This is a genomic window from Mangrovivirga halotolerans (genome assembly GCF_026241165.1).
Classification (GTDB): domain Bacteria; phylum Bacteroidota; class Bacteroidia; order Cytophagales; family Cyclobacteriaceae; genus Mangrovivirga; species Mangrovivirga halotolerans.
In genome coordinates, this window is sequence record NZ_JAPFQN010000003.1 from 198,291 (window position 1) to 223,043 (window position 24,753).

Below are 24,753 nucleotides of genomic sequence, written 5' to 3' on the forward strand. Positions count from 1 at the left end.
AAAAATTTATAATGTTTGTGTTTTTAAAGATAAACTTTTTCTTATCTACTGCAAAATTATATATTTTTTGGATACCAATGGTATATTTGCAAGGCAACTTGACTTGGAGAGTTTATATTGCATAGGTTAAAAATCTTTAAAATTTGAGCTTCGAAATAAAATTACCTTTGTTTGAAGGTCCTTTTGACCTGCTTCTCTTCTTTATAGAAAGAGATGAACTGGATATTTATGATATTCCGATAAGCAAAATAACGCTCGATTTTTTAGATTACCTTAAGCATCTGGAGCAAATGAATATTGAGGTTGCAAGTGAATTCATCCTCGTGGCATCAACTTTAATGCGGATTAAATCCAAGATGCTACTGCCCAGACCCGAACTCGATGAAGAAGGTAATGAGATCGATCCCCGTGATGAATTAGTCAGACACCTTCTCGAGTATAAAAAGTACAAGTCAGTAATTAAAGAGCTGTCTGAAATGGAAGGTGATAGAATAACTCGGGATAAACGAGGGAATATCACCAAAGAGTTGCGGAAATTATCTGAGAGTACCAATGTTGAAGCCGAATTACAGGATATTGACCTTTTCAAATTATTAAAAGTATACAGAAAAGTTCTTGAAAGGTATGAGATCGAACAATCGAAGCCTCGTCATGAGGTAGTGCAATATCCTTATACCATAGACGGACAAAAACAACGGATCCTCAACTGGCTTGGTAATAAACCCAGAATCAGTTTTGAAGAAGTGATTTCAAAACAACCCGATAAGATCGCTGTAATATTTAATTTTTTATCTATTCTGGAACTTCTGCAGCTCAACTTAGTTACATTACATATTGGAGAAGGATTCAATAATTTTTGGATTGAAAAGATAGAACTGCAAGAAGCGTAATACTTAATGGAGATTAATGCCAAGAAAGCTTTTGAAACATTAAACCCCAGAAAGGTCTGGATACCTGTGGCCATTGGCCTGGCTATAGTTTTTTATTTATTCTGGTCAGATCCGGATATGACATTATCGGATCTATCTAATATTTTTAAGGCTAAAACACTTCCTTTATTACTAGCAGTATTTGTTTTGATTGCTCGTGATTTAGGATATATGTACCGAATAAGAGTACTGACCAATCACGAAATTAATTGGAGTGGCGCTTTTTATGTAATTATCCTCTGGGAGTTTGCTTCAGCAGTAACTCCTTCTGTGGTTGGAGGAACAGCTGTTGCTGTATTTATCTTAATGATGGAGAGAATGTCATTCGGGCGGTCTTTGTCATTTGTAATGCTCACAGCAATATTTGATAATTTATACTTCCTTACTGTTGCTCCATTAGTAATCTTATTGACATCAGGGAATATTTTTCCGGAATTACAGGAGTCATTTTCCCTTTTCGGAATGGAATTTAATGTTGATAAAGGGTTAGAAAACCTCTTTTGGATAAGCTTTTCACTGATATTATTATATACATCAGTGATGAGTTATGCATTGTTTTTCAGACCACGGGCATTTAAATGGATTTTGCTCAGGTTAACAGGCATTAAGTTTTTCAGGAAATTCAGACATGCGGCAGCAAAAAATGGCGATGATATTATTCTTGCCTCAAGGCAATTAAAAGGTAAAGACTGGAAATACTGGTCAAAGATCCTGGTATCCACATATTTTATCTGGACAGCTCGTTATTTAATGCTCAATTGTATAATTGCCTCTTTTGCCTCGGTAAACTTTGTCGAGCATCTTGATATATTAGGTAAAGAAGTTATCATGTGGGTGATTATGTTGATTTCACCAACTCCGGGAAGTAGCGGGACGGCTGAAGTATCTTTTGATTTGTTTTATAATAGCTATCTGGGGGTAAATACCCTTGGTACTGCGATACTGTGGCGTTTATTTACCTATTATTTTTATTTATTGCTTGGCGTGTTATTTCTTCCTCAATGGATCAGAAGGATTTATAACCGGGATATTAAAACCAAGGAAATGGAAAAAGCAAAAGAAGAAATCAAGATATAAAAAAAGCTATCCGGTTGCGGATAGCTTTTTTTATATCTGATCTTAATCAGTAATTAAAATTCTTCAGTTTTAGCAAAGAAGAATCTTCCTTCGATTTCTGCATTTTCGTCAGAATCAGATCCATGAATAGCATTAGCTTCGATAGATTCTGCAAATAAAGCTCTGATCGTGCCTTCAGCAGCTTCTTTTGGATTAGTAGCACCAATTAAAGTTCTGAAATCTTCTACTGCGTTATCTTTTTCAAGAATCATCGGTACAATTGCACCTGAAGACATGTATTCACAAAGGTCATTGTAAAACGGACGTTCTTTGTGAACTTCGTAAAACTGGCCAGCTCTTTCAGCACTCATTTTGGTCATTTTCATTGCTTTAATAGAAAAGCCTGCTTCCTGGATCATCTTTGTGATTGCTCCAACATTACCTGCGCCAACTGCGTCAGGTTTGATCATGGTAAACGTTCTGTTTCCTGCCATGTTAAAATTTATTTTTATTATTTTAGATTGCGGCGCAAAATTAGCAAGTCCCTGCCATTCAACCTAATGATATTTATAGATATAGATTAAATTATTGTTAAAAGATATAAGTCTTGTTTTTAGATTATTCCGTTATTTTATTATACAATTGTAACCGATTAATTACATGAGCATTGTCTAAGTGAGTTCAAAGTTTGATATCTGTTTATTTATTTACACTTTTGCACGTTAACAAAAGGCCATCCGTGAAGGTTGGATTTTTAAATAATTAATGGAATATACCCAGGCACTAAAAGAGAAATTGAATATACCAAGGAAGATCGTTATTACAACGCATCATAAACCTGATGCTGATGCATTGGGATCTTCATTGGGGTTAGCGGGCTATTTGATAAAGAGGGGGCATGACGTGCAAGTAATCACTCCTTCAGATTACCCCGGGTTTTTACATTGGATGAAAGGTAATGATGATGTGATTATCTACGACGAGGAAAACGCTAAAGTAATGGATGTTATTACCTCAAAAGTAGCTAATGCTGATCTCATATTCTGCCTTGATTTTTCATGTTTAAGTCGAATTAATGGCTTAGGTGAACTTGTTGAAAAATCAAATTCTGAAAAGGTTTTGATCGATCATCACCAGAATCCTCAGGATTTTGCCCAATATGTATTTTGGGATACCGGTGCTGCGGCGACAGCGGAATTGGTTTACGATCTACTTGTCGATATGGGTGAATCAGACCTTATTGACACGGATATAGCTGAGGCTCTTTATTCAGGAATTATGACAGATACCGGTTCGTTCAGGCATAGTAATACTACAAAACATGTGCATGAAGTAGTCGGGCAGCTTATTGGACACGGAGCTGATATTAATAAAGTCTCCAGGTTGATATACGATAATAATAGTCCGGAAAGGATGAAATTCTTAGGTTGGGCACTCTATGAGAATTTAACTATTGTACCCGACCTCGAAACTGCTTATTTTTCTATCTCAGCAGAAGATCTTACCCGATTTAATTCAAAAACCGGTGACACGGAAGGTATTGTGAATTATGCACTATCTATTGAAGGTGTGAAAATAGCCGCTATGTTCACTGAAAGGGAGGAAGGAGTGAAAATTTCTTTCAGAAGTGTTACGGAAATAGCTGTGAATGAGATTGCTGCTGAACATTTTGATGGTGGAGGACATAAAAATGCAGCAGGGGGAAAAAGTGATCTTTCTTTAGAAGATACAGTTGATAAATTTCTGACTATATTAAGAGAACACAAAAAGGAAAAACTTAAAACTACATATTAAAACAAACCACTATGAAAAAATATTTTTTAATGGTTGCATCATTAGTTGCTCTGGCAGCTTGTGAACAAGAAGAAAAAACAACCGCTTCAGGTTTCAAATACGAGACGTTAGGAGAAGAAACTAAAGTAGAAGCTGACTCTGGTAATTTCTTCATAATGAACCTGAAATTATCTGCAGACGATTCAGTAATATACTCTTCTCAGGAAAGAGGAATGCCAGCAGATTACCCTGTAATGCCAACCTTAAAAGAAAGAGAGAAAGGTACTATTGTTGAAGTTTTTCAGCTTTTAGCAAATAATGATAGCATTTATGCCGAGATTCCTGCTCCAGATTTTTACAAAGGTGGTCCTGGATTACCTCCAAGCATTGATTCAACTACTATAATGAAAGTTGAGCTTGGACTAATTGATATTCTTTCTGCTGAGGATCGAATGACCTATATGACCGAAGCAAATCAAAAGCTTCAGGAAAAACAAAAGAAAGAAGATCTGGCTAAGATCGAGGAGTACATTGCAGAGAACAATCTTGAAAATGTAGAATCTACTGAATCTGGGCTTCACTATATAGTAACTGAAGAAGGAGAAGGGGAATCTCCTGAAGCAACTGATGTTGTTGAGGTGCATTATACTGGATTTCTTTTGGACGGAACTAAATTTGAAAGCTCTAAGGATAATGGTGAGCCGGTAACTTTCCCTCTAAATAGAGTGATTCCAGGTTGGACTGAAGGCGTTCAACTTATGAAAGAGGGCGCGGAATATAAATTCATCATCCCTTCTTCTATGGCTTACGGGCCTCGAGGAAGCAGGGCAATTCCACCGAACTCTGTTTTGATTTTTGATGTGGAGTTATTAGATATTAATCCAGAAAATGAAGAACAATAAAATATATTTTAGTTTATTTTTTATTTCACTGTTTCTGTTTTCATGTGATATGAATGAGGGGGCTATGAGTTTTGAAGAGGCCCTTCAGATAAAAGCAGAGGAGTATCGCAGATTTGCAGATAACAACAGAGATAGTATTATGGCAGATGTTGCAGATATTGAACAGTATCTGGAAACTGAAGGGATCGTGGATTATGACACTACTTATAGTGGAGTAAGGTATTACAAAACTGTAGAAGGGAATGGTCCTGAGATTGAGCCAGGATTAGCCGTTGCTTTGTATTATCGTTTGCACGATCTGGAAACAGGTGAGATGTATGATGAAGCAAGGGATCCGAAAACCGGAGATGAAAGGCCATTTGTTTTTACTTCTTATGCTGCCAACATCATACAGGGATTTGATGAAGGAGTAGAGAAGTTCAGAGAAGGAGATGAAGGATATATTTTTATTCCTTCAGATCTTGGGTACGGAGAAGAAGGAAATCTAAAAGTTCCCGGAAATACTAATCTGTATTTTTTTATTAAAGTAAGACAAGTTCAAAATTAAATATCACCCCGCTTCGGCGGGGTTTTTTTATTATGTTGAAAATCTGTTTTGCAACCAACAATAAGAATAAGGTTAAAGAAGTGCAGGCCTTGTTAGGAGACAGGTTTAATTTGTTAACCTTAAATGAAGCAGGTATCCATCATGAACTAAGGGAGGATTACGACACCCTGGAAGCCAATTCCAGACAGAAAGCCGAGCAGGTTTATCAAGAGGTCTCAATTCCGGTATTTGCAGATGACACAGGGTTGGAGGTTGATGCACTGGATGGTGCTCCGGGGGTTTATTCTGCCCGATATGCCGGAGAACAGAAAAGTGATAGTGATAATATCCAAAAGTTACTTAGTGAACTCCAGGGCGAAACAAATAGAAAAGCTCGCTTTCGTACAGTGATTACCTTACTCATAGATGGTCGTGAGATTCAATTTGAAGGTATTGTTAATGGAAGTATAACTGAATCGGAATCCGGTAAAGAAGGATTTGGATATGATCCGGTATTTATCCCTGAAGGAAAAAATGAAACCTTTGCAGAAATGTCAGGGGAAGAGAAAAATAAAATCTCTCACCGAGGCAAAGCAGTGAATAAGCTGGTAGACTACTTAAGATCTATTTAAATTATTTTCCCTTTCCAATACAAAACGCTTGCATTACTTTTGCGCTGAATAATAAATAGTTCTAAATTAGACTAATAAGCAAGTACTGTTCTTTATGCAGAAGCCCTTTATCATAGGAATTACAGGAGGTAGTGGTTCGGGAAAGACCAGGTTTTTAAACAGTTTGTTAAAAAACTTTACTGATGAGGAGGTATGTCTGATCTCCCAGGATAATTATTACAGGCCCAGACAGGAACAGCCTGTTGACGAAGCCGGGATTACAAATTTTGATCTGCCTGAGTCTATCGATCATGTTTTGTTTGCAAAGCATATCGAGCAACTCCACCAGGGGAAAGATGTTGAAAAAGAAGAGTATACTTTTAATAACGATGCATTAGTTCCTGAGACTTTGATCTTCAAACCCGCACCTGTTATTGTGGTAGAAGGTATTTTTGTCTTTCATTTTCCGGATGTTGCATCAAAAATGGATCTTAAACTTTTTATAGATACAAAGGAGCACCTGATGCTTAAACGTAGAATCATCAGGGACAATGAGGAAAGAGGCTATGATCTCGATGACGTCTTATATAGATTTGAAAATCATGTAGGACCAACTTATGAGAAATACATAGCTCCCTATAAATCGGATGCCGATCTGGTTATTCCTAATATTACTCATTTTGACAGTGCTCTTGATGTGATAACAGCCTTCATAAAGAATAAAGTAAATGGCGAATAAATTTGCAGTAATTGGATTAGGTCAGTTCGGTACAAGTATTGCCCGTACATTAGCGAGCAGAGGTGCTGAAGTGATGGCTATTGATATCAATCTTGATAAAGTAGAAAACATAAAAGATGAAGTGGCTTATGCTGTATCGTTAGATTCGACAGATATCAAAGCGTTAAGAGCTCAGAATGTTCAGGAAATGGACGCTGTGGTTGTTGCTATTGGTGAAAATTTTGAGGGTTTGTTGCTTACAACAGTATTATTGCTAGAGTTGAATGTCAACAGGTTAATTGCCAGGGCGGCAAACAAACAGCAATATATGATTCTTGAAAAGATGGGTGTTAATGAGATTCTTTCACCCGAAGAAACTGTAGGAAGAACAGTCGCAGAAACCCTTCTTCACCCGAATTGGCAAAGTTATCTTTCACTACCTGATGATTATGAGATTGTTGAACTAAAAGCACCTGGCAGAATAGTCAATGAATCGGTAGGTAATCTTGGTCTTCGTGAAAAATTTAATCTCAACCTGATTACCATTAAAAGAGTGTATGAAGAAGAGCGTCATGGTGAAAAGGTTAAGGTAGAACATATCATAGGTGTACCAAAGAAAGAAACGGTTATTTATGAAACGGATATTATTATTCTGTTAGGAAAGGAAAAAGATGTAAATCGTTTTGAAGAAGTAAATAAATAAAAACTTTTCTTGAAGAATTAATTAAATGGGGTAATTTTGCGGGGCGTGAATGTGAAGAAGAACCATATTAAAAATTTACCGATCATTCTTTTTTCGGTCTTTCTTAGTCTGACAGTCTTGTCAGGAAAGATTACTCAATACGTGGTCCCAACCACTTTTGAGGTTCAAAAGGAAGCTTCTGCTGATAAACAAGAGAAAAAAGATGATAGCCAGGAAGAACAAGGCGCTGAGCAAGCGTACTTGTATGATTCCCAGGCATTGATTGGCCCCGTTTCTTTTTCATTGCCTCAGGTTTATTTAAGACAGGAATCAATCCATTATATCTCTGATCTTTCCGATTGGAAACCTGTCATTTCTTATGCAGAAAATCACGGTGAAATATATTTCAAGATTCTGTTTAACAGGATAATTTCACCAAACGCACCCTAATCACACTTCGATTCTCATTCAGTCCATTCCGGACTGAGAAGCTAATTACATTTTATTTCTATTTAATTCAATTTTAACTTTTATAAACTCATAAAATTATGCGTAATAAGGGATTTGTAATTTTCCTGACCGTATTGATATCCCTGCTGTGTATTTACTACCTTTCATTTACAGTAGTAGCTACCCAGGTTAAAGAAAATGCTCAGGAATTTGCCACAAGATCAGATGGTACTGTGGACTTTGCAAAACAAGATGCATATCTTGATTCAATTTCAGATGAAACTGTTTACAACCTCGGAGTAACTCAATTTACTTACAGAGAGGTTCAAAATTATACCTTAAACCTTGGGCTTGACCTTCAGGGTGGTATGCACGTAACACTGGCTGTAAGCCCGGTAGAGATCGTTAAATCTTTAGCTGTAGACCCGGAAGAGCCTGCAGTAAATATAGCGATTGAAAAAGCTAATGAAATTCAAAAGGAAACAGGCGAAAACTTTGTTAGTGCGTTCCGTAAGGCTTTTAAAGAAGATAATCCGAATACTCCATTAGCAGATATCTTCGCTTCTGCTGCAAACAGAGAGCGAATTGATTTTAATTCCACTGATGAGCAGGTAATCGAAGTAATTAATGAAGAAGTAAAAGGCGCAATTGAAAGAGCTGAAGAAATTCTTAAAAAGCGTCTTGACAGATTCGGGACAACTCAGCCAAACATTCAGCGTGTTGCGGGAACTGAAAGAATTCAGATTGAATTACCAGGTGTTCAGAATAAAGAAAGAGTTAGAAATATAGTTTCCGGAGTGGCAAAATTAGAGTTCTGGGAAGTATATGAATTCTCTGAGATCCAGGATGGATTTACTTATATTGATCAGGTATTAAGAACGGAGCAAAAGGAAGAAGATACTGAAGATGATCTTGATGCCCTAACTCAGGATGATGTTGCTGCAGATAATGATACGACTACCGAGGAAGTTGCCTCTGTTGACTCTTTATCTGATACTACTACTTCATCTCTGGAAGAAGAATTAGCTTCTGAAGATCCTTCTGATTCTCTTGCACAGACTGCAACCTCTCCATTACAGGAATTATTTACTATTGTTCCTGACCAGAGAAACAGAAACAGATACTACATTTATGCTCAGGTGGAAGACACAGCAAGGATAAATGAAGTTCTATCTCGAAAAGATATTTTAAATGTATTTCCTAATGATATTCAGTTTGCCTGGACAACTGAATTTGTAGAATTTCAGGATGGTAGCAAGCAATTGGAATTGATAGCTCTGCAGCTTGGTAGAAGAAAAATGCCTAAGCTGACTGGAGAAGCGATCGAAAATGCAACTCAAACTCTTAATGAGCGTCAGTCTCCTGCAGTAAGCATGTCAATGAATCCTGAAGGAGCTAGAATCTGGAGAGAAATGACGGGTAATAACATAAACAGAAGAATTGCAATCGTTCTTGATGATTATGTTCTTTCTGCTCCTAACGTAACTCAGGAGATTGCTGGCGGTCAGTCTAGTATCTCAGGTAATTTTGAAATTCAGGAAGCAGCCGACCTTGCTAACATGCTTAAAGCAGGTGCTCTACCAGCACCGGTAAAGATTGTTGAAGAAGCGATTATCGGACCAACTCTTGGTAAAAAAGCACAAAATCAAGGTTTGATTTCGATCTTCGTAGGTCTAGGTCTTGTGTTGATCTTCGTTGTGATGTACTATGCAAAAGGTGGTTTAGTAGCTAACCTGGCATTGATATTCAACATTTTCTTCGTTATTGGTATTCTTGCACAGCTCAATGCTGCTCTTACTTTACCAGGTATTGCCGGTATCGTACTAACAATTGGTATGGCGATCGATGCTAACGTACTGATCTTTGAGCGTATCAGGGAAGAATTGAGAAATGGTGTTTCTTTGTTAAAAGCAATCGACAACGGATATGGTAAAGCATGGAGTTCGATCGTGGATGCGAACGTTACTACATTTATCATTGCTGTTGTACTTTATGTGATAGGTACTGGTCCGGTTAAAGGATTTGCAATCACGCTTATCATTGGTATTATTTCATCATTCTTCTCAGCAGTATTTATCTCAAGAGTTATTATTGAGAAAATTGCCAACAAGCACAATGAGAAGAGCATGACATTCAGTACTCCTTTCTCTAAGAACTTATTCACTAATTTCAATATCGATTTTCTTGGAAAGAGAAAAACTGCTTATATCACTTCAGCTGCAGTGATCATTATTGGTCTTGGTGTTGTATTTACAAGCGGATTGAACTTTGGTGTTGATTTTACTGGTGGACGTTCATATGTTGTTGCTTTTGATGAGCCTGCTTCGCCTACTAATTTGAAGACTGGTTTAATGAAAAAGTTTGATGGAAAGTCTACAGAAGCTAAGCTTTACGATGCTAATAACGTTGTTAAGATCACTACTTCTTATCTGATTGACGATGAATCAATCGAAGCTGATGAGCAGGTTGAAAATAAGTTGATCGAAGGGATTTCTGAGATCACAGGGTCAGAATTTAAAGCTAATGCGCAACAGATCGAAGCAGGTACTTTTACTATTCAATCATCAAGTAAAGTTGACCCTTCAATAGCTGAGGATATTAAAAATACTTCATGGGAATCAGGTATACTTGCCCTTGTTCTGATCTTCCTTTATATCTTAGTAAGATTTAGAAGATGGCAATTCTCTGCAGGTGCTGTGGTAGCTCTATTTCATGATACATTGATCGTAATCTCAGCATTTGCAATTGCAGGATTATTTGGATTCCAGTTTGAGATCGACCAGGTATTTGTTGCTGCGATATTAACTATCATTGGTTATTCAATTAACGATACTGTGGTTGTGTTTGACAGAATCCGTGAGTCACTGGGAATGAAGTCAGCTAAAGACCTTAATACAAATGTAAATGGTGCGATTAACGATACATTAAGCCGTACTTTAATGACATCGATGACAACTTTACTAGTAGTATTGGTTCTGTTGATCTTCGGAGGAGAAGTGTTAAGAGGATTTAGTTTTGCCTTATTCATCGGTATCCTGATTGGTACATACTCTTCAGTATTTGTAGCTACTCCGGTTGCTGTGGATCTAAGCAAAGAAGATAAATAAAATAGTAATTAAACAAGCGAACATAAATTACTTCATAAAAGACCGGCATCTCGCCGGTCTTTTTTATTTCACTTTTTGAGAAAATTATGATTTGATTTTTGCTAAATCTTGAAACTTAAAACCCCGGAGAATTTACTCCGGGGTTTCTTCATAGTCGAATAATTATAGTTATCAAATTTTCACAGCAGTTGGTGATTTCCACGTTTTTATTTTCTCCAGGTCTGGCTGGTAAATTCGTAATATCACATCCATTTCAAGGTCTGCTCTATTAATGGGGAGCCAGTTTTCAGCAGGGACTCCATCGGGCTTCTCTGCAGAGATATAAATGTCTATACCTCCATCATCATTGAGTTTCATTCCTGAATTTTCGCCCACACTGTATTTTTTGTGATCATTTGGGATAAAAAAGCCATTTTCCTTTTCGTAAAGAGTAAACGACCAAAATGCTTTTGCTGGTGGCATTTCTTCCTTGGACAAGCTGATCTTGTAATCATTCATTGCATTTATAGGTTTACCATCCTCAGTGAGTACAGGAGGGTAAAGCGCTTCTTTTGCAGGTTGTCCGATAGGACCAACTATAGAAGGAACTAATAATGATTCAAGACCTGCCGATCCTTTTGGTAAGAATAATGTTGTCGATAATTTTTTTGATTGCTTTGGATCACTGAATATGGCAAAGCTTTCTTTTTTTACCTTTAGAGATACTTCTTTAAATTTTTCTCCATCGATTTTGGCTGTAGTTGATGGATCGAATTTTTTGCCAGGAACTACTCCTAGTTTTTCATAACGATCCAGAACTGCCTGGTCTAACTTGAAATCAGGATCAAAAGTGGTGTGATTGAAAATAAACTGCATAACCTCCAGTAAGTTGTTTTCGAAGATGTCTGCATCTGTTGCTCCATATGCAGGAAAATCTACTTCCTCAGGGGGTAACTTAGGTTTTCCAAGATATTCTGAAAGTGATACCCCTTTAATATTATTGATTTGATCAATGATTTTCTGATATTTTTCAGGTTCATTAGCATGAGGCATCACTCGTAAAACAGCAGAATTAAAATCTCCGGTCAATTCCATTTTTTTATCAATCCCTTCTATATCCTCTCCATTATAATTTTCGGTTCTTTTAGTATAGAATAGAATACTTGTTGGTTTATCAAAATCACCATTGACAGTTGAAAGTGGAATGTTGACATAATGATCGTATCCGGTAACCATCAGGGATACATATTTTGAATCAATAGCCGGAAATTGTAGAATGATTGGGTCTTTGCGCAAATCAAGCATAGCAGTTTGATACAATACGTCATTGTTAGGGCGTGAAATGAATTTTGCAGTATGGTCCAAAAGCTTCGTATTCTTTAAGCCCTTATTATATCCCCTGGTGGTCATACCAGATTCTGCTAATGCCATTTTTTGGTTGACATTATACATCGCAACATATTGATAAGAGCGCTTTACAATGTCTTCGATTTCTTCATTGCTCAAAATGATGAAGCCCTGGTCATCGGTTTCGAATTTTATAGTATCATTTGATGATGAATTACAACTGATCGTAATTACTAACATCAAAAGGAATGAGAATTTAGCTAATGTTTTCATATTGCTGGCCTTTAAAGTGTGTTCGGGGTGAGGTCTCACAGTATATTAAATACTGTTTTCAGGACTTAATTTTAAATCCTATATGAATTTAATAATGCACCTATCTAAATAATATGACACACGTTACATAAGCTTATGCTTTTTGTCATTGAAAGTTTATATCCAAAAAAATTTTTTTTAGTAAAATAAAGGCGGGTATATGATCAAAGTGGGTGATTTGTAATCGATTAGGTGCAGACTAAATCTTAGATTTTGTACTAAAAAATAATTACACTTAAAGTTTAGATGGTAGTATCATCATATGAAATCACATCCTCGATCCGCAGGTTTTTCGAGGATGTGTTTAATGTCTGGCTAAGTATTTTTTCTACTGATTTTTTTTATTCATACAATTTTCATACAGTAGTATATGGTTGCCCAAATCTTCAAAGTTTTGTTTTTTCATTTGAGTTAAAAGGCTACAATCAGAAAATAGCTGATAGAATGTTTTTTTATAATTATTCTTTTTAACATTTATCAACTCACCTTCATTTTTAGAAACTAAAAAAGCACGGTGTTTGTCACCGGTCCAGACTATATGCTCTCCTTCCAGCGAGGTTGATTTTCTAGCTTGTGGATTATAAAATACCTGAAATTGACTTGAAAATGTAGGATTTAACAGTTGAAGTAAGACTTCTTTATTTCCATTTACCACGGTATTGCGGTATATAATATAATCATCCGGAATAGCTGAAGGATGGTTTTTAGTTAGCATTTTTTTGACTGATGAATTTCGTTCATTTACATATTGAAATCTCACTGCATCATTCATTGCAATATGTAATTCATAAATGTCTGAACTTTTGATTTTAATTTTCTCTTCATGTCTATTCAGAATAGTAACCTGGGTAATACCATGTGTGTTTTCAGAAGTGTTCAGGAGCTTGCCTTCTTCAAATTCACCTGATTTTAAAATGATTTTGCATTTATTGGAAAGCGGAACATCCTCCAGGGGTTGTTGGAGGGATTGTGCTACAGTGAAATTAACCAATAACACCATCAGCACGGCTGAGATAAATAAGGTTTTCATTTTCGTTAGATAAACAATACTTAAACGAAAACTGGACAATTTTAGTTGAAGTGGAAGATCAGAATTTGTTACTTAAAATGTAAGGCAGATTTAAGGTGATAATCTGCCTTACATCATTGACGGAAGTAGGTTATCTATCCCCTTATTTTTTAACCATCAAAGCTTTACCAGTTCCGGTAACTTCATTGTTTTCATTTAAAAACTCATAGATTAAAGTGTCACCTTTAGGTTCGGCCATTCTTGTTTTAAAGGTTCTTCCGATCCTGTCTTCATTATTGGAATACTTGATGATAAATTCAGTCAGGTTACCACTTTGATTAAATGTTCCGTATTCGGATAAATTAACACCTGTTTCAGCATTATCAATTGTCCAAATGAATGATTTTCCATTGATAACACAGTATCCATCTTGCGGCGGCAAATACTTATATGTTCCATTTAACGAATGCTCACTCAATTTCTGGTAAATATTTGATGCACCCCATTCTTCTGATATTTTTCCATTTTCATTAATTTTTGAAATAATGACAGATTCCCATTCTAATTTTTCTCCGGATGGCATAAATCCTTTGAAGGGTTTCGAATGTGTGCCAGTATGATGCCTAACCCAGGCAACAGAATTATCTCCAATTACTTTGTTTTCAACATTTACCTTGAGGTCAGGGAATGCATTTCTCATTTCTTTTACATGTTTTTTAATTATAGCAGGACCTTCATTTCGATAGTTTTCAGCGAAGATTGTATCTGCATAATCTAAATTTCCATCATTGAGGATTTCATTGTTGGCTTTTATCGGGTCAACATGATCAATAGCGTTTTTCTCTTCCGGCTGACTGCAACAAATCAGGAGGAAAACCAAGGTGGTAGTGAGGGATAAATATATGGTTTTCATGATTATTAAGAGTTGTTTGAGTACGTGGTAAGGAGGCGGTGTTCTAGTAATTTACCTATATTCTCTATTTTGGACAATAGCTCATATCGAAAGTAGATACTATGAATAGTCCTTGTGATTGAATTCGATTATATTAAGAAAAGAATAGAATAATTAACTGTTGATATGAATGACGAATCATTAAGGCCTCTTTTAAGAAAAATATTGAATTGGGAGGATGCTCATGTGAATTTTGATAATGCTATCAATAATATACCTGAAAAGATGCGAGGTATCAGACACAAGGACATACCTTATTCTTTATGGGAATTAATTGAACATATTCGGTTATCCCAATATGATATTTTAGAATTCTGTCGTAATCCAGATTATAAAGAAATGCCATGGCCTGATGCATATTGGCCTGATTCAGCTGCACCTGAATCTTCTGATGAATGGGATAGAAGTATAAGTAAATACAAAGAAGACAGGGAGTCATTAAAGAAATTAGTGTCTGATGAAAATCTGGAGTTGGCTTCAGAAATACCTCATGGTGACGGACAAACTTATATTCGTGAAATACTACTTGTTGCTGACCATAATGCCTATCATGTGGGGCAAATAGTTTTGCTTCGTAAATTATTGGGTATTTGGGAATAAGGTTTTATTATTATAAAATATTTGCAATCCTTTTATCTTATGAAAAGATTTTTTTTAACTGTTTTTCTGTTTTTTATTTTTAATATTTCATTTGCCCAGGATAACCCTCCAAACCTAATTAAGAAGTCAACAATTGAATATATAAATTCAATTACAGATGAAATTAAATATGTAGTAACATCTAGTGATCCTGACGCTGATCCATATTCATATTCTGAAGATTCACTGAAAATGATCTATCATGAGAATATAGATTCATTAATGTTTGCCATATATGCTTCAGCATCTGAAATAGATGAAAATGGAGTGGTTGTAGACGATATTATTTATGTTTCTGTTCAGGAAACTCCACTTTTGTGGTTAAAGGATGTAGAAATTAATGCTAATAAGATAACCTTGAAGATGGTGGATCCTGAAGTCTATGAAGGTGAATATTATACTTATTATATTTTGCTATTTCTAGATTCAAATGAAATGGCTAATCGATTAGCGGATATTTACAATGATATGGCTGATAGGGTTAATCAATATTTAAAAGCCAGGGAAGATAAAACTTCGTGTGATCCCCCTGAGTAACCTTTTTAATATTAGAATATGATTAAGATACTCTCCAGGAAAGAAACATTAGAATATAATTCTACACTTGCATCTTTTATTGTTAAGGTACAGGAAGATAAATATAGCCCGGAAAAGAATCAGATGTTGCTTGAGCCAGGTGAACACTATGATGATCAAATTGGTGAATACAGGTCTTTTAATCGTGAAGAATGTAATCGAATTAATGAGGAATTATTGACAGAGTTCAATAGAAAAGCAGATAAAATAAATGTGAAATCATTACCAAAGAAATTTACATTTAAAGTATATGATTTTCCAGCTGCTTCAATGAGTGATTTAGTACTTCAAATAGGTTTAACGTTTCAAAAAATTAGTAACCAATTAAATGCTGGGCCTGTTTTGTTCATGAATGATTTTGCTGTTCCATGGTTAAGTCAGAAAAATGATTATGCTCCAGTAAAGGAAGCCCAAATGTATTTGAAAAGGATTGGGGTTGATGATGATTTTGCTGGTGGATTTATAGTTAATACACCAGAATTATTAGATTTTATGAGTTATCTATTTTGGATAATTCGTTGTAATGCAGAACTCCCACCATGTTATTTTACTTTTCAAAAATCGAAGTTTGTTGCTAGTTTATGCAAATACGGGAATGTACATTTCACATTTTATAACGAAGAAGAAATGAAAGTATTGGAAAAAATTTTTGATCATTTAGATATGAAAGAGGTGCCAGGAGGTGCTTGTTTGGAAAGGTTTGCTGACGGGGCCTCAATTGAAGGACGAAGAATAGATTGGTAGCTAAATATTTTTTTATTAATCTGTATTAACTCAAATAACCTTGTTAAGAAATATTGTTCTTTTTGGATTTGTTCTATCACTGATCATTTTATTGGTATATCTTCTTTTACCTCTTGAGAGTGATCGATTTGAGCTGACGCCCAATGAAGATAGGTTAGTAGACAAAATATATTACCTGAATAACCCTCCTATAAGTGAGAATGATTCACCTCCAAATATAATCTGGATCGTTGTTGATGATCTTAGTATGGCAGATACAGATTTGTATGGTGATGGGCCTGTCTCGGTTCCCAATATGAAAAAACTGGCTAACAGGGGTGTGAAATTTAATAATGCCTATGTCTCAGCCCCGGTATGTAGTCCCTCACGGGCAGCAATTGTCACCGGAAGATACAATCAGCGATTTGGATATGAGCATCAGTTACATGATCGGTATCTAAAGAACAGGCTGGAGTATCTTGGATTCAGGTATTTAATTGATAGTGATCCATGGGTTCCTCAATATCAAACTGAAGTGCCTTCCGCTGACTTTATAGAGAATATAGGATTGCCTTCCTCTGAAATCACTTTTGCAGAAGTAGCTAAAAAGTATGGGTTTGAAACTGGATACATAGGGAAATGGCATTTGGGTAAAAAAGAAGACAATAGTCCAAATGCTTTTGGTTTTGATCATTTTTACGGTTTCTATTCCTCGCATAGTTTATATATTCCGGAAGGGACGCGTGGATATGTTGAACAAAAAATACCTGATGATTTTACTGACGAATATATCTGGGAAGGTCAACGAAAAGGACAGCAGGCTATTCGAAGAAACGGCGAAATTATTTCTGAAGATAGATACCTGACTTCTGCTATTACAGATGAAGCCATAGATTTTACTGAAGCCCACAATGAGAAACCATTTTATTTATTGGTTTCATACAATGCCCCGCATACACCTCTACAAGCTCCAAAAGAATATGTTGAAATGTTTAATGATGTTTCTGATCCGGTAAAAAGAGTGCACTTTGCACTGATCAAAAGCCTGGATGATGAATTAGGACGGTTGATGAATCACTTTAATGATAAAAGACTGACAGAAAATACGCTTATCTTTTTTATAAGTGATAATGGAGGAGCAGAATTTAATTTGACAACTGAAAACGGACCTTATCAGGGAGGAAAGATTACCAATTTTGAAGGAGGGGTAAAGGTACCGATGATCATGTCCTGGCAGGGGAAGATAGACAGTGGTGAAGTTTTTAATCACCCGGTCCATTCCACAGACCTGTTTATGACTTCTGCAAGAGCTATAAAGGCAAAGCTACCTGCTGATAGAATTTATGATGGCGCAGACTTGATAAAACATGTTGGAAATAATACTATGCCTCACGATTATATTTACTTTGATATGGGCAACAATCGCGGTATAAGAGGCGAGCGGTGGAAGCTGGTATGGAATGAAGCAAATGGGGATTCAGTACTTTTCAATTTGAAAGAAGACCCTTATGAACAAAGAGATGTGTATGAGTTTAATAGGGAAGTAGTTAAAAAACTCACTAATGAATTTGAAGAATGGGCAGCAAAAAATATTGATCCGATTTGGCCACCGATGATCTATTATCATTATACCACTGATGACGGGAAAGAGTATTTTTTTGATGAGTAGTTTATTAGAAAAATAGAGTCATTTTGCATCGAAGATCAACCATGTAAGTTTTTGGCAAATGATTTGCAATGGAAAGGGGTATAGAATGAAATATAAAATTATCTTGTTGCAATTTTTTAAATCTAAAATTTTCAAGTTTGTTACAATTTTCTCATATCAGGATTCTATTAGTAACTTTTTCAGTTTCACTGGGAATAACCCTGCTTAGTTTCGGTATGGATTTTCTCAATGAGGTTTCGATTACCTTTCATGATTTTTATTTTCAAATTTATCCGGTTTTCATTTTTTTACTTTTATGGACTATTCAGATATACGGGATTTATTTGAATAAAATATTTTTCAAGAAAATTGGCATTAAGAATGAAATAAAATTAATGCTGATTTTTACAGCTATTTTGACCTTTTATTTGACCTATTTCGGTTGTTTGCTATACGCCCATTATAGTGTGTCTGCAGTTGTAGAGTTTTTTTCAAGAGAAGGTGTTTCACAACAGACTTCCATAGGATTTTATGTTTCAATTGCAGGAGTTATATTATTGATAATTTTACAATTCGTCCTTGAAATTAAACTTCTAAATAAGCTTAAAGCAATTAATCAAAATAAACTTTAAGCTTATCCGGAAGCTAAGTGAATTTATTATTTTTCTCTACTCTGTTCTCAAAGATTTGTCTTTTCAGTCTCATCATTGTGAATATTCATCGATGAGATCATCCATCTACCATCTTTGCTTTTTTTTAAAGTAGAGGTGTGAGTACCCTTTTCCGGTTCAGATACCTCAAAGTATGTTAAGGACCAGTATAACTTGAATAGAAAATTTTTTAAAACTACAGGATAAATAAGGTAGATTCTTCTACGCTACCTTACTTCAAATTAGATCATTATGAATTGATCGCTTTTTGTCAATTAAAATCAGTCGCTTTATTGATTTTTGTCATAATTCTCCTGGAAGTTCTATTCTACATTTGAGTACAAATAAAAAGGCAATGAAAAAGAATATGGGGACTGCCGACAGGGCAATAAGAATAGTAATAGCAATAATAGTAGTTACGTTATATTTTACTAGTGTTATCACAGGTACAACGGGTATAGTGTTAATGGCACTGGCAGCAATTTTTTTAATTACAGGCTTTATTAGTTTTTGTCCATTGTATACCCCGTTTGGTTTAAATACATGCTCAAGAAAAAAATAGATAAGAGGAAAACTACCTGAATAGTTTGGTTTGGTTAACGAAAAAAAGGACTGTATTGATCAGTCCTTTTTTTATATTCTATTCTAATAGAAAATACTTATTTATTCATAATGCGACTTTTGCCACATTGAGCGAAATTTTTGTTCTGACCCAAATCTAACTTTACCTCAGAAGAAAACTCCTTGAGAAGTTTTTCAAAGTTTTTTGTGGTTTCCTCAGACACTGAAGGAGTTATGACTTTGAAAGCGTAATAATCTATCGTGCCATCTTCTGCGAAATAGATCTTGTTAAATAAGCTGATTGAAGAATCACCTACACCCCAGTCAAAATTATTTTTAGACAGATAATCCCCTAGTTCCTGATGTAAATCTGACCAAGATCTCCTTACCTTTTGAATATTTTCTTCACTATTGTATGCAGGAAGTAATAAGTTAACATAGCCACTATCAAGTTTAAGACTCTCTAATTTTTTTAATTCTTCCTCATTGGCCAGAGAGAAAGTGATCGGTTGATTTTTAATTTTTTCTTCGTCGTTGGTTTCTTTTTTAGTACTTGCCAGGTTATCACATCCGAATAAAAATACTGAGATTGTGATCAGGGAAAAGAAAAATACTCTCATAAAACTTTAATAATTAGGTCAATTGTAAACCTAAGTTTTTAGTTCTACAATTAAAACTATTTTCTTAGTTAAAATTATTTAAACGGTAAATATTAAATGGATAGTCTAAAGTAACTTTGACAGATGAGCAAATTTGAATTCATTAAAGTGAAAATCATATGCTAAAAAAAATATTATTATCATTCCTAATTCTTCTGATTGGCTTCACAGCTTTTTCTTTTTATTTATCTCCTAGACTTGGAGGTCTAATATCTTTAGGAAAAGATGAAATAGACAAAAATATCTATAAGCTTGAATTTGATAAAGGCAATGAAAATAGCTTTGGACTTGAGTATAATGATCTTTCTGAAAGAGGAGACCTCGTTGCATTAAGGGAACAATTTCGCCTTGACAAAATTGTTGATACAATTGATGACGATTTTGAACAGGTGTTAGCAATTCAAAGTTGGGTACAAAGCCAGTGGGAACATGATGGGGATAACGCACCAGACAAATTTAACGCTGTTTATATTCTCGAGGAAGCGCAAAAAGGCAATCGGTTCAGATGTGTAGAATATAGTCTGGTGGCACGGGAATGTTTAGCTGCGCTGGGCTTCAAAGTCAGGACTATAGGCTTGATGACTAAAGATATTTCCGAAGTTAAAAGTGGTGGAGGTCATGTGGCTAACGAAGTTTACCTGGAGGATTTAAATAAATGGATGTTTATCGACCCGCAATTTGATGTTATTGCTGTCAAGGATGGAATCCCATTGAATGCTGTTGAACTTCAACACGCTATAGCACATAATGAAAATTTTGATATCATAAACCCTAACAACACGATATCCAAAGAAGATTATGTTGAATGGATCGGTCCATATCTGTATTATTTTTATGTCACTATAAATGGGCAGCGAATCAGTGTTTGGGACCGAATTATTGGTAACAAAAAACAGTTGACCTTACTTTCGAAGGATGCACGTGAGCCTGAATATTTTCAAAAGATTTTTAAGATCAACAATTCTTACTATACTAATTCACTAAATGATTTTTATCCAAAAATAAATCAATAGTCATATGAAAATTTAGTTTTTAAAATTTTCTGATACTTTAAATTATTTGTCAGGATCATATTTCCACAAGGTATCATTAGACATACCAAAATAAATACCATCTTTACCTTCAACGACAAATCTTATTTCTCTTCCACCCAGATAAGGTTTGCTTACAGGTGAAACAGTATAATTTTCCAAATCAAGGGTATATAAATTATATCTATCAGCTATATATAGTTGGTTTTTATACTCAATTATACCTTTAAAAGTTCCCCATTCAGCTTCTGAATGTAAATAACCATCCTCGATCCATTCATTATTTATTTTTTTATAGAATCTCAGATAGGCTTCTATAATACTTTGATTGTTTAAATCAAATAATACAAAATAGGGTTGATTGTTATATTTAAAGGCTTCTCTCTCAATTATAAATCCACCTTCCCAATGTTTGGTCGGATATGGTAAACTATCTGATGTCATCCAGTTTTTCGATATTGGATCATATTCGTAGATATATTCATTATCCAGCAAATTTAAATTGCCATCAAAATAGCTAGCATGACTCTGGGAATAGCTCCCTGTAGTTTCGAATTTTGCAGGAATTTCTTCCCAGGTATTAGTAATCAAATCAAAACGATACATATCCTGTAAGTAATTACCAAATCCAAAATAAAATGCATTATTTCCCCCTTCAGAAAAAGGACGTTCCCTTGGTTGATTGTTTGGAAGATTGCCTAATACTGACCATTCTTTAGAATCTGTATTATAGGAATATACTTTAATAGGATTAGGTTCATTAAACAAATACCCACCAGTAAAAATAATTTGATTATCTACACTGGTTTGAGTTCCTAAAGAAGCGAATGCATCATCGGGAACGTTTTTTAATTCTGTCCAGGAAGATTTATAATCAAACTCAAGCATTATTTCGGAAGTGGTAGTTACACCACCCGAGACAACAGTTATCTTATCTATTATATTTGTCGATTTTCTAGTGTCATCAAAACTAGTATTGATCTCTGCAATTATTTGGTTCTGTGATGCAGAGATAACCGTCATCTGTTTATTGCCAAAAGTAATGATGTTATTATTAATATCTGGACTAAAGCCTTTCCCTGTTATAGTTATTTGGCCGCCATAGTTTTCAACATATTTTGGATTGAAATCTGATATTTCAGGTGATTTTAATGTTAATGAATCCTCAATCACTATAACAGGACCCATTTTGTTAGGTGCATACTGAATATTAAATAGACCATCATAAGTAAAAGCAGAATTAGGGAATAAAAACCTTATTTCATCAGATGAATTAGAAATGATATTCGAGCCACTATAATTATTACCCTTGAATAAACCGATTTTATTGTTGGTTGGATGAAAGTTTTTACCTTTAATGATAATTTCATCTCCAAATGTAGCTTCATTGGGCGTTATGGATTCTATTAAAATTGTATTCATTTCAAAATCAAAATCGAGGGAATGACCACCGTCTTTTAATATTATTTTATTAGACTTATATCTAATTTCTTCAGGGATTATGAATGTAATAAAATCCTTTCCCTGATTTATTATTTCACATTTGTCACTTTGGTGAACATATGGATTACCATTATATGATGTTTGAAAGTTTATTAATATTTCGTTACCATTTTCTCTGGTTTGAAAGTTTTCACCTGTTATGGTTAATTCATCTAGCCAGGTGCCATTGGTAGGCATGAAAGATATTGCTGGCTTTAAATACTTGAAGTCTGTAATTGTAACAATTTGTTTACCAACGCTAAGTTTTACAGTATCAGTGGTTATACCTGGAGGAACAATCACCTTCATAAAATCATTTTCTAAGCTTATAATTTCACAAGATTTTGACCCAATCATTATATCAGAAAATTCCGGGAAGTATTTGAAAATCCCTGATATTGAAATAGTGTCGTAAGATCTGGCTGAAGTAGGATTGATTTCTGATATTTTTATTTCTTCTAATTGAAGCTTTTGACTTGAATAAGCAATATTTCCTACAATTGAAACACTAACATCGGATACCATATCTAGAGGTTTATATGGAACAACTACACTTAATAAAGTATCAGATGATTCTATTACATTAGTCTTGTGATCTCCAATTTTGACTATATTGCTTGTCTTCACAAAGCTAAATCCATCACCTTTAATTAATATAGTATCACCGTGAATAGCTGTAGAGGGTTTAATGCTTGTAATTATGGGAGCCCCACTTCCTAGACTTAAAAACTCTTTATTTTCACCGTAAACTATATAATCATTCGTCTCAATAAAAGCTCTGACACTATATGCCACATTCTCTTCAAGAGTGGTATTTATAATTGCAGAAAAATTGCTTGATTGAATATTGTCAGCATATATTACACCATCACTTAACTCTTTTGTAGGATTTTGAGCTTTAGCCCAAACAAAACCATAATTAATAACCTCAAAATCACCTCTATAAATTATTTCTGCATTGAATTTTGCTCCCTCATCTGAAATTTCTGTTACTGGTAGAGTATTTAATCTGGGATAGGGCCTTTGTGTAACCTGTTCTTCTTCACATCCTGATATCAGGAAACAAATAATCGAAAAGTAAAATATATATTTAATAGTTGAATTCATTATTTATATAGGATTAGATTTATTGAAAATCTGCTTAACTTTCCATTTGACTCTATATCAGTGCTGAGTCGTGCCATATAAAAATATCTTATTCCCAAACTAGCTTCAAATTTTTCAAAAGCTTTAGTGTATCCAATTCCACCCCAATATCCAATTTGATTTTTTTTGATCTCCAAAGCGGATTTTTCCGGATATGTTGTTACTTCATTGGTTGAAGAAACCTTTTCAGTTAATAAAATCGATTTGGTGTTTACATGAAAATCAAAATTAAAGCCTCCATGAAAATATATTTTGTCATAAGTTAAGGGTATAGAATATTTTAATGAAATAGGCAGAGAAAAAGTGTTTATGGAAATATAAGTATCATAATAATACCGATATGATCCGTCAATTACTTTATGTGATGAGTAGCTTGATTTTATGTAATGAACTTCACCTTGAAGGGCTATATTCTCATTTATTCGAGGAGAAGAAAGAATGAAAATAATCCCGAAATCAGGATTGATTGAATTATAAGAATTATTTAAGTAAATATAATTATTCCGATTGTCTGGTAACCTGATGATAGAATTACTGATTCCAACACTTGCTCCAATTTTAAAACTTGTCCGGGGTTGGAGAGATTTGAATTCTTCGAATTCAGATCCAGAGCATATATTATATTTGACAATTAATTTAGTTAGTCCAATATCATTTAGCCTTAATTTCTCAATATGACTATTGGAATTGTATAAGCAGTCACTAATTAAAAATGATAATATTCCCTTCCAATTGTTATTTTTTATATAACCTGTCCTATTAACTATATTTGACTTCTCTTTGATGGTCTCCAGATTATATAAAATTGTATCTTTTTTTACATAATATTTATTATGTGATTTGTAAAGACTTATTTTTCCAGTTACAAGAACTTCTACAAAACGGTCTTTCAGGATTTGAGAGAGATAGAATTTTTCATTTATTACTCCATAACCTATAATGTCACTTGGTAAATAAGTTTTTGATCCGTTTTCTCCAATAAAATCACAGGATTTATAATTCTTTGAATTAGACCGATATTCAATTAGTCCTTCAATGGTATCATTTTCAAAAGTTATAATGAACCCATTTTTATAATTGTTTTGTCCCGATAAATCAATTATAAAAACTACATTAATAGATAGAAAAAAAATAATTTTAATAAGAGTTCTCAAATTACTAAAAATGGCATTATAAAGTGCCCGAAATTTTAGATGCATGTCTTTTTGTTGATGAAGTTTGATAAAGCCCTATACAGTCAAAAAGATGCAAATTAAAATTAAAAAAATAAATTTCAAACAAATTA

General features: G+C 34.5%; 24 protein-coding genes. 17 read left to right on the top strand and 7 right to left on the bottom strand.

Annotated elements, in window-relative coordinates; all coding sequences use genetic code 11:
- Window positions 1-143: 143 nt before the first annotated feature.
- Entirely contained in the window at window positions 144-890 is a 747-nt protein-coding gene (locus OO013_RS04710) for a segregation and condensation protein A (RefSeq protein WP_266055526.1), read from the top strand.
- Window positions 891-896: 6 nt separating this feature from the next.
- Complete coding sequence (locus tag OO013_RS04715; RefSeq protein WP_266055527.1) at window positions 897-2,006, top strand: lysylphosphatidylglycerol synthase transmembrane domain-containing protein; 1,110 nt, start codon at window positions 897-899, stop codon at window positions 2,004-2,006.
- A 53-nt stretch (window positions 2,007-2,059) separates the two neighbouring features.
- Here OO013_RS04715 and OO013_RS04720 read toward each other — a convergent pair whose 3' ends face one another.
- Window positions 2,060-2,479 (bottom strand): nucleoside-diphosphate kinase, encoded by a 420-nt coding sequence (locus OO013_RS04720; protein WP_266055528.1) that lies wholly within the window; start codon window positions 2,477-2,479, stop codon window positions 2,060-2,062.
- Between the two features lie 271 nt (window positions 2,480-2,750).
- On the opposite strand from OO013_RS04720, the gene OO013_RS04725 reads away from it, so the two are divergent.
- The 8 genes from OO013_RS04725 (at window position 2,751) to secDF (ending at window position 10,754) form a co-directional block, all read left to right on the top strand.
- Window positions 2,751-3,779: a DHH family phosphoesterase gene (locus tag OO013_RS04725; RefSeq protein ID WP_266055529.1), complete on the top strand. Its 1,029-nt coding sequence runs from the start codon at window positions 2,751-2,753 to the stop codon at window positions 3,777-3,779.
- An 11-nt stretch (window positions 3,780-3,790) separates the two neighbouring features.
- Window positions 3,791-4,660, top strand: coding sequence for an FKBP-type peptidyl-prolyl cis-trans isomerase (locus OO013_RS04730; protein WP_266055530.1), 870 nt, complete (start codon window positions 3,791-3,793; stop codon window positions 4,658-4,660).
- A complete protein-coding gene (locus OO013_RS04735; protein ID WP_266055531.1) occupies window positions 4,647-5,207 on the top strand; it encodes an FKBP-type peptidyl-prolyl cis-trans isomerase in 561 nt (186 codons plus the stop codon). The genes OO013_RS04730 and OO013_RS04735 overlap by 14 nt, the downstream gene beginning before the upstream one ends.
- A 32-nt stretch (window positions 5,208-5,239) precedes the next feature.
- Window positions 5,240-5,818: an RdgB/HAM1 family non-canonical purine NTP pyrophosphatase gene (gene rdgB, locus OO013_RS04740; RefSeq protein WP_266055532.1), complete on the top strand. Its 579-nt coding sequence runs from the start codon at window positions 5,240-5,242 to the stop codon at window positions 5,816-5,818.
- A 94-nt stretch (window positions 5,819-5,912) separates the two neighbouring features.
- Window positions 5,913-6,536 (top strand): uridine kinase, encoded by a 624-nt coding sequence (gene udk / locus OO013_RS04745; protein WP_266055533.1) that lies wholly within the window; start codon window positions 5,913-5,915, stop codon window positions 6,534-6,536.
- Complete coding sequence (locus OO013_RS04750; protein WP_266055534.1) at window positions 6,526-7,218, top strand: potassium channel family protein; 693 nt, start codon at window positions 6,526-6,528, stop codon at window positions 7,216-7,218. The genes udk and OO013_RS04750 overlap by 11 nt, the downstream gene beginning before the upstream one ends.
- A 51-nt stretch (window positions 7,219-7,269) precedes the next feature.
- A complete protein-coding gene (locus OO013_RS04755; protein ID WP_266055535.1) occupies window positions 7,270-7,647 on the top strand; it encodes a hypothetical protein in 378 nt (125 codons plus the stop codon).
- Window positions 7,648-7,745: 98 nt separating this feature from the next.
- A complete protein-coding gene (gene secDF, locus OO013_RS04760) occupies window positions 7,746-10,754 on the top strand; it encodes a protein translocase subunit SecDF (RefSeq protein WP_266055536.1) in 3,009 nt (1,002 codons plus the stop codon).
- Between the two features lie 171 nt (window positions 10,755-10,925).
- Here secDF and OO013_RS04765 read toward each other — a convergent pair whose 3' ends face one another.
- The 3 genes from OO013_RS04765 to OO013_RS04775 all read right to left on the bottom strand — a co-directional run bounded on the left by OO013_RS04765 (window position 10,926) and on the right by OO013_RS04775 (window position 14,314).
- On the bottom strand, window positions 10,926-12,353 hold the full coding sequence (locus OO013_RS04765) for a DUF1214 domain-containing protein (RefSeq protein WP_266055537.1): 1,428 nt from the start codon (window positions 12,351-12,353) through the stop codon (window positions 10,926-10,928).
- A 367-nt stretch (window positions 12,354-12,720) separates the two neighbouring features.
- A complete protein-coding gene (locus tag OO013_RS04770; protein ID WP_266055538.1) occupies window positions 12,721-13,422 on the bottom strand; it encodes a hypothetical protein in 702 nt (233 codons plus the stop codon).
- Window positions 13,423-13,564: 142 nt separating this feature from the next.
- Window positions 13,565-14,314 (bottom strand): ester cyclase, encoded by a 750-nt coding sequence (locus OO013_RS04775; protein ID WP_266055540.1) that lies wholly within the window; start codon window positions 14,312-14,314, stop codon window positions 13,565-13,567.
- Between the two features lie 165 nt (window positions 14,315-14,479).
- Between OO013_RS04775 and OO013_RS04780 the strand changes: the two genes are divergently transcribed.
- The 6 genes from OO013_RS04780 to OO013_RS04805 all read left to right on the top strand — a co-directional run bounded on the left by OO013_RS04780 (window position 14,480) and on the right by OO013_RS04805 (window position 19,151).
- Window positions 14,480-14,953 (top strand): DinB family protein, encoded by a 474-nt coding sequence (locus OO013_RS04780; protein WP_266055541.1) that lies wholly within the window; start codon window positions 14,480-14,482, stop codon window positions 14,951-14,953.
- Between the two features lie 39 nt (window positions 14,954-14,992).
- Window positions 14,993-15,529 (top strand): hypothetical protein, encoded by a 537-nt coding sequence (locus OO013_RS04785; RefSeq protein WP_266055542.1) that lies wholly within the window; start codon window positions 14,993-14,995, stop codon window positions 15,527-15,529.
- Between the two features lie 18 nt (window positions 15,530-15,547).
- Complete coding sequence (locus OO013_RS04790) at window positions 15,548-16,312, top strand: hypothetical protein (RefSeq protein WP_266055543.1); 765 nt, start codon at window positions 15,548-15,550, stop codon at window positions 16,310-16,312.
- A 40-nt stretch (window positions 16,313-16,352) separates the two neighbouring features.
- The gene (locus tag OO013_RS04795) at window positions 16,353-17,960 is read left to right on the top strand and encodes a sulfatase-like hydrolase/transferase (protein ID WP_266055544.1); all 1,608 of its coding nucleotides are present in this window, start codon (window positions 16,353-16,355) and stop codon (window positions 17,958-17,960) included.
- Between the two features lie 137 nt (window positions 17,961-18,097).
- A complete protein-coding gene (locus OO013_RS04800) occupies window positions 18,098-18,571 on the top strand; it encodes a hypothetical protein (protein WP_266055545.1) in 474 nt (157 codons plus the stop codon).
- Window positions 18,572-18,956: 385 nt separating this feature from the next.
- Window positions 18,957-19,151 carry a YgaP family membrane protein gene (locus OO013_RS04805; RefSeq protein WP_369414880.1) on the top strand — a complete coding sequence of 65 codons (195 nt, stop codon included), beginning with the start codon at window positions 18,957-18,959 and terminating at the stop codon, window positions 19,149-19,151.
- Window positions 19,152-19,248: 97 nt separating this feature from the next.
- Here OO013_RS04805 and OO013_RS04810 read toward each other — a convergent pair whose 3' ends face one another.
- On the bottom strand, window positions 19,249-19,770 hold the full coding sequence (locus OO013_RS04810; protein ID WP_266055547.1) for a hypothetical protein: 522 nt from the start codon (window positions 19,768-19,770) through the stop codon (window positions 19,249-19,251).
- A 158-nt stretch (window positions 19,771-19,928) separates the two neighbouring features.
- Here OO013_RS04810 and OO013_RS04815 point away from each other — a divergent pair, with 158 nt between their 5' ends.
- The gene (locus tag OO013_RS04815; RefSeq protein ID WP_266055548.1) at window positions 19,929-20,822 is read left to right on the top strand and encodes a transglutaminase-like domain-containing protein; all 894 of its coding nucleotides are present in this window, start codon (window positions 19,929-19,931) and stop codon (window positions 20,820-20,822) included.
- A 42-nt stretch (window positions 20,823-20,864) separates the two neighbouring features.
- Here the strand turns inward: OO013_RS04815 and OO013_RS04820 are convergent, their stop codons facing one another.
- Both OO013_RS04820 and OO013_RS04825 read right to left on the bottom strand, forming a co-directional pair.
- Window positions 20,865-23,429, bottom strand: coding sequence for an IPT/TIG domain-containing protein (locus OO013_RS04820; RefSeq protein ID WP_266055549.1), 2,565 nt, complete (start codon window positions 23,427-23,429; stop codon window positions 20,865-20,867).
- Complete coding sequence (locus OO013_RS04825) at window positions 23,429-24,667, bottom strand: hypothetical protein (RefSeq protein WP_266055550.1); 1,239 nt, start codon at window positions 24,665-24,667, stop codon at window positions 23,429-23,431. Before OO013_RS04825 ends, OO013_RS04820 begins: the two co-directional genes overlap by 1 nt.
- Window positions 24,668-24,753: the final 86 nt, after the last annotated feature.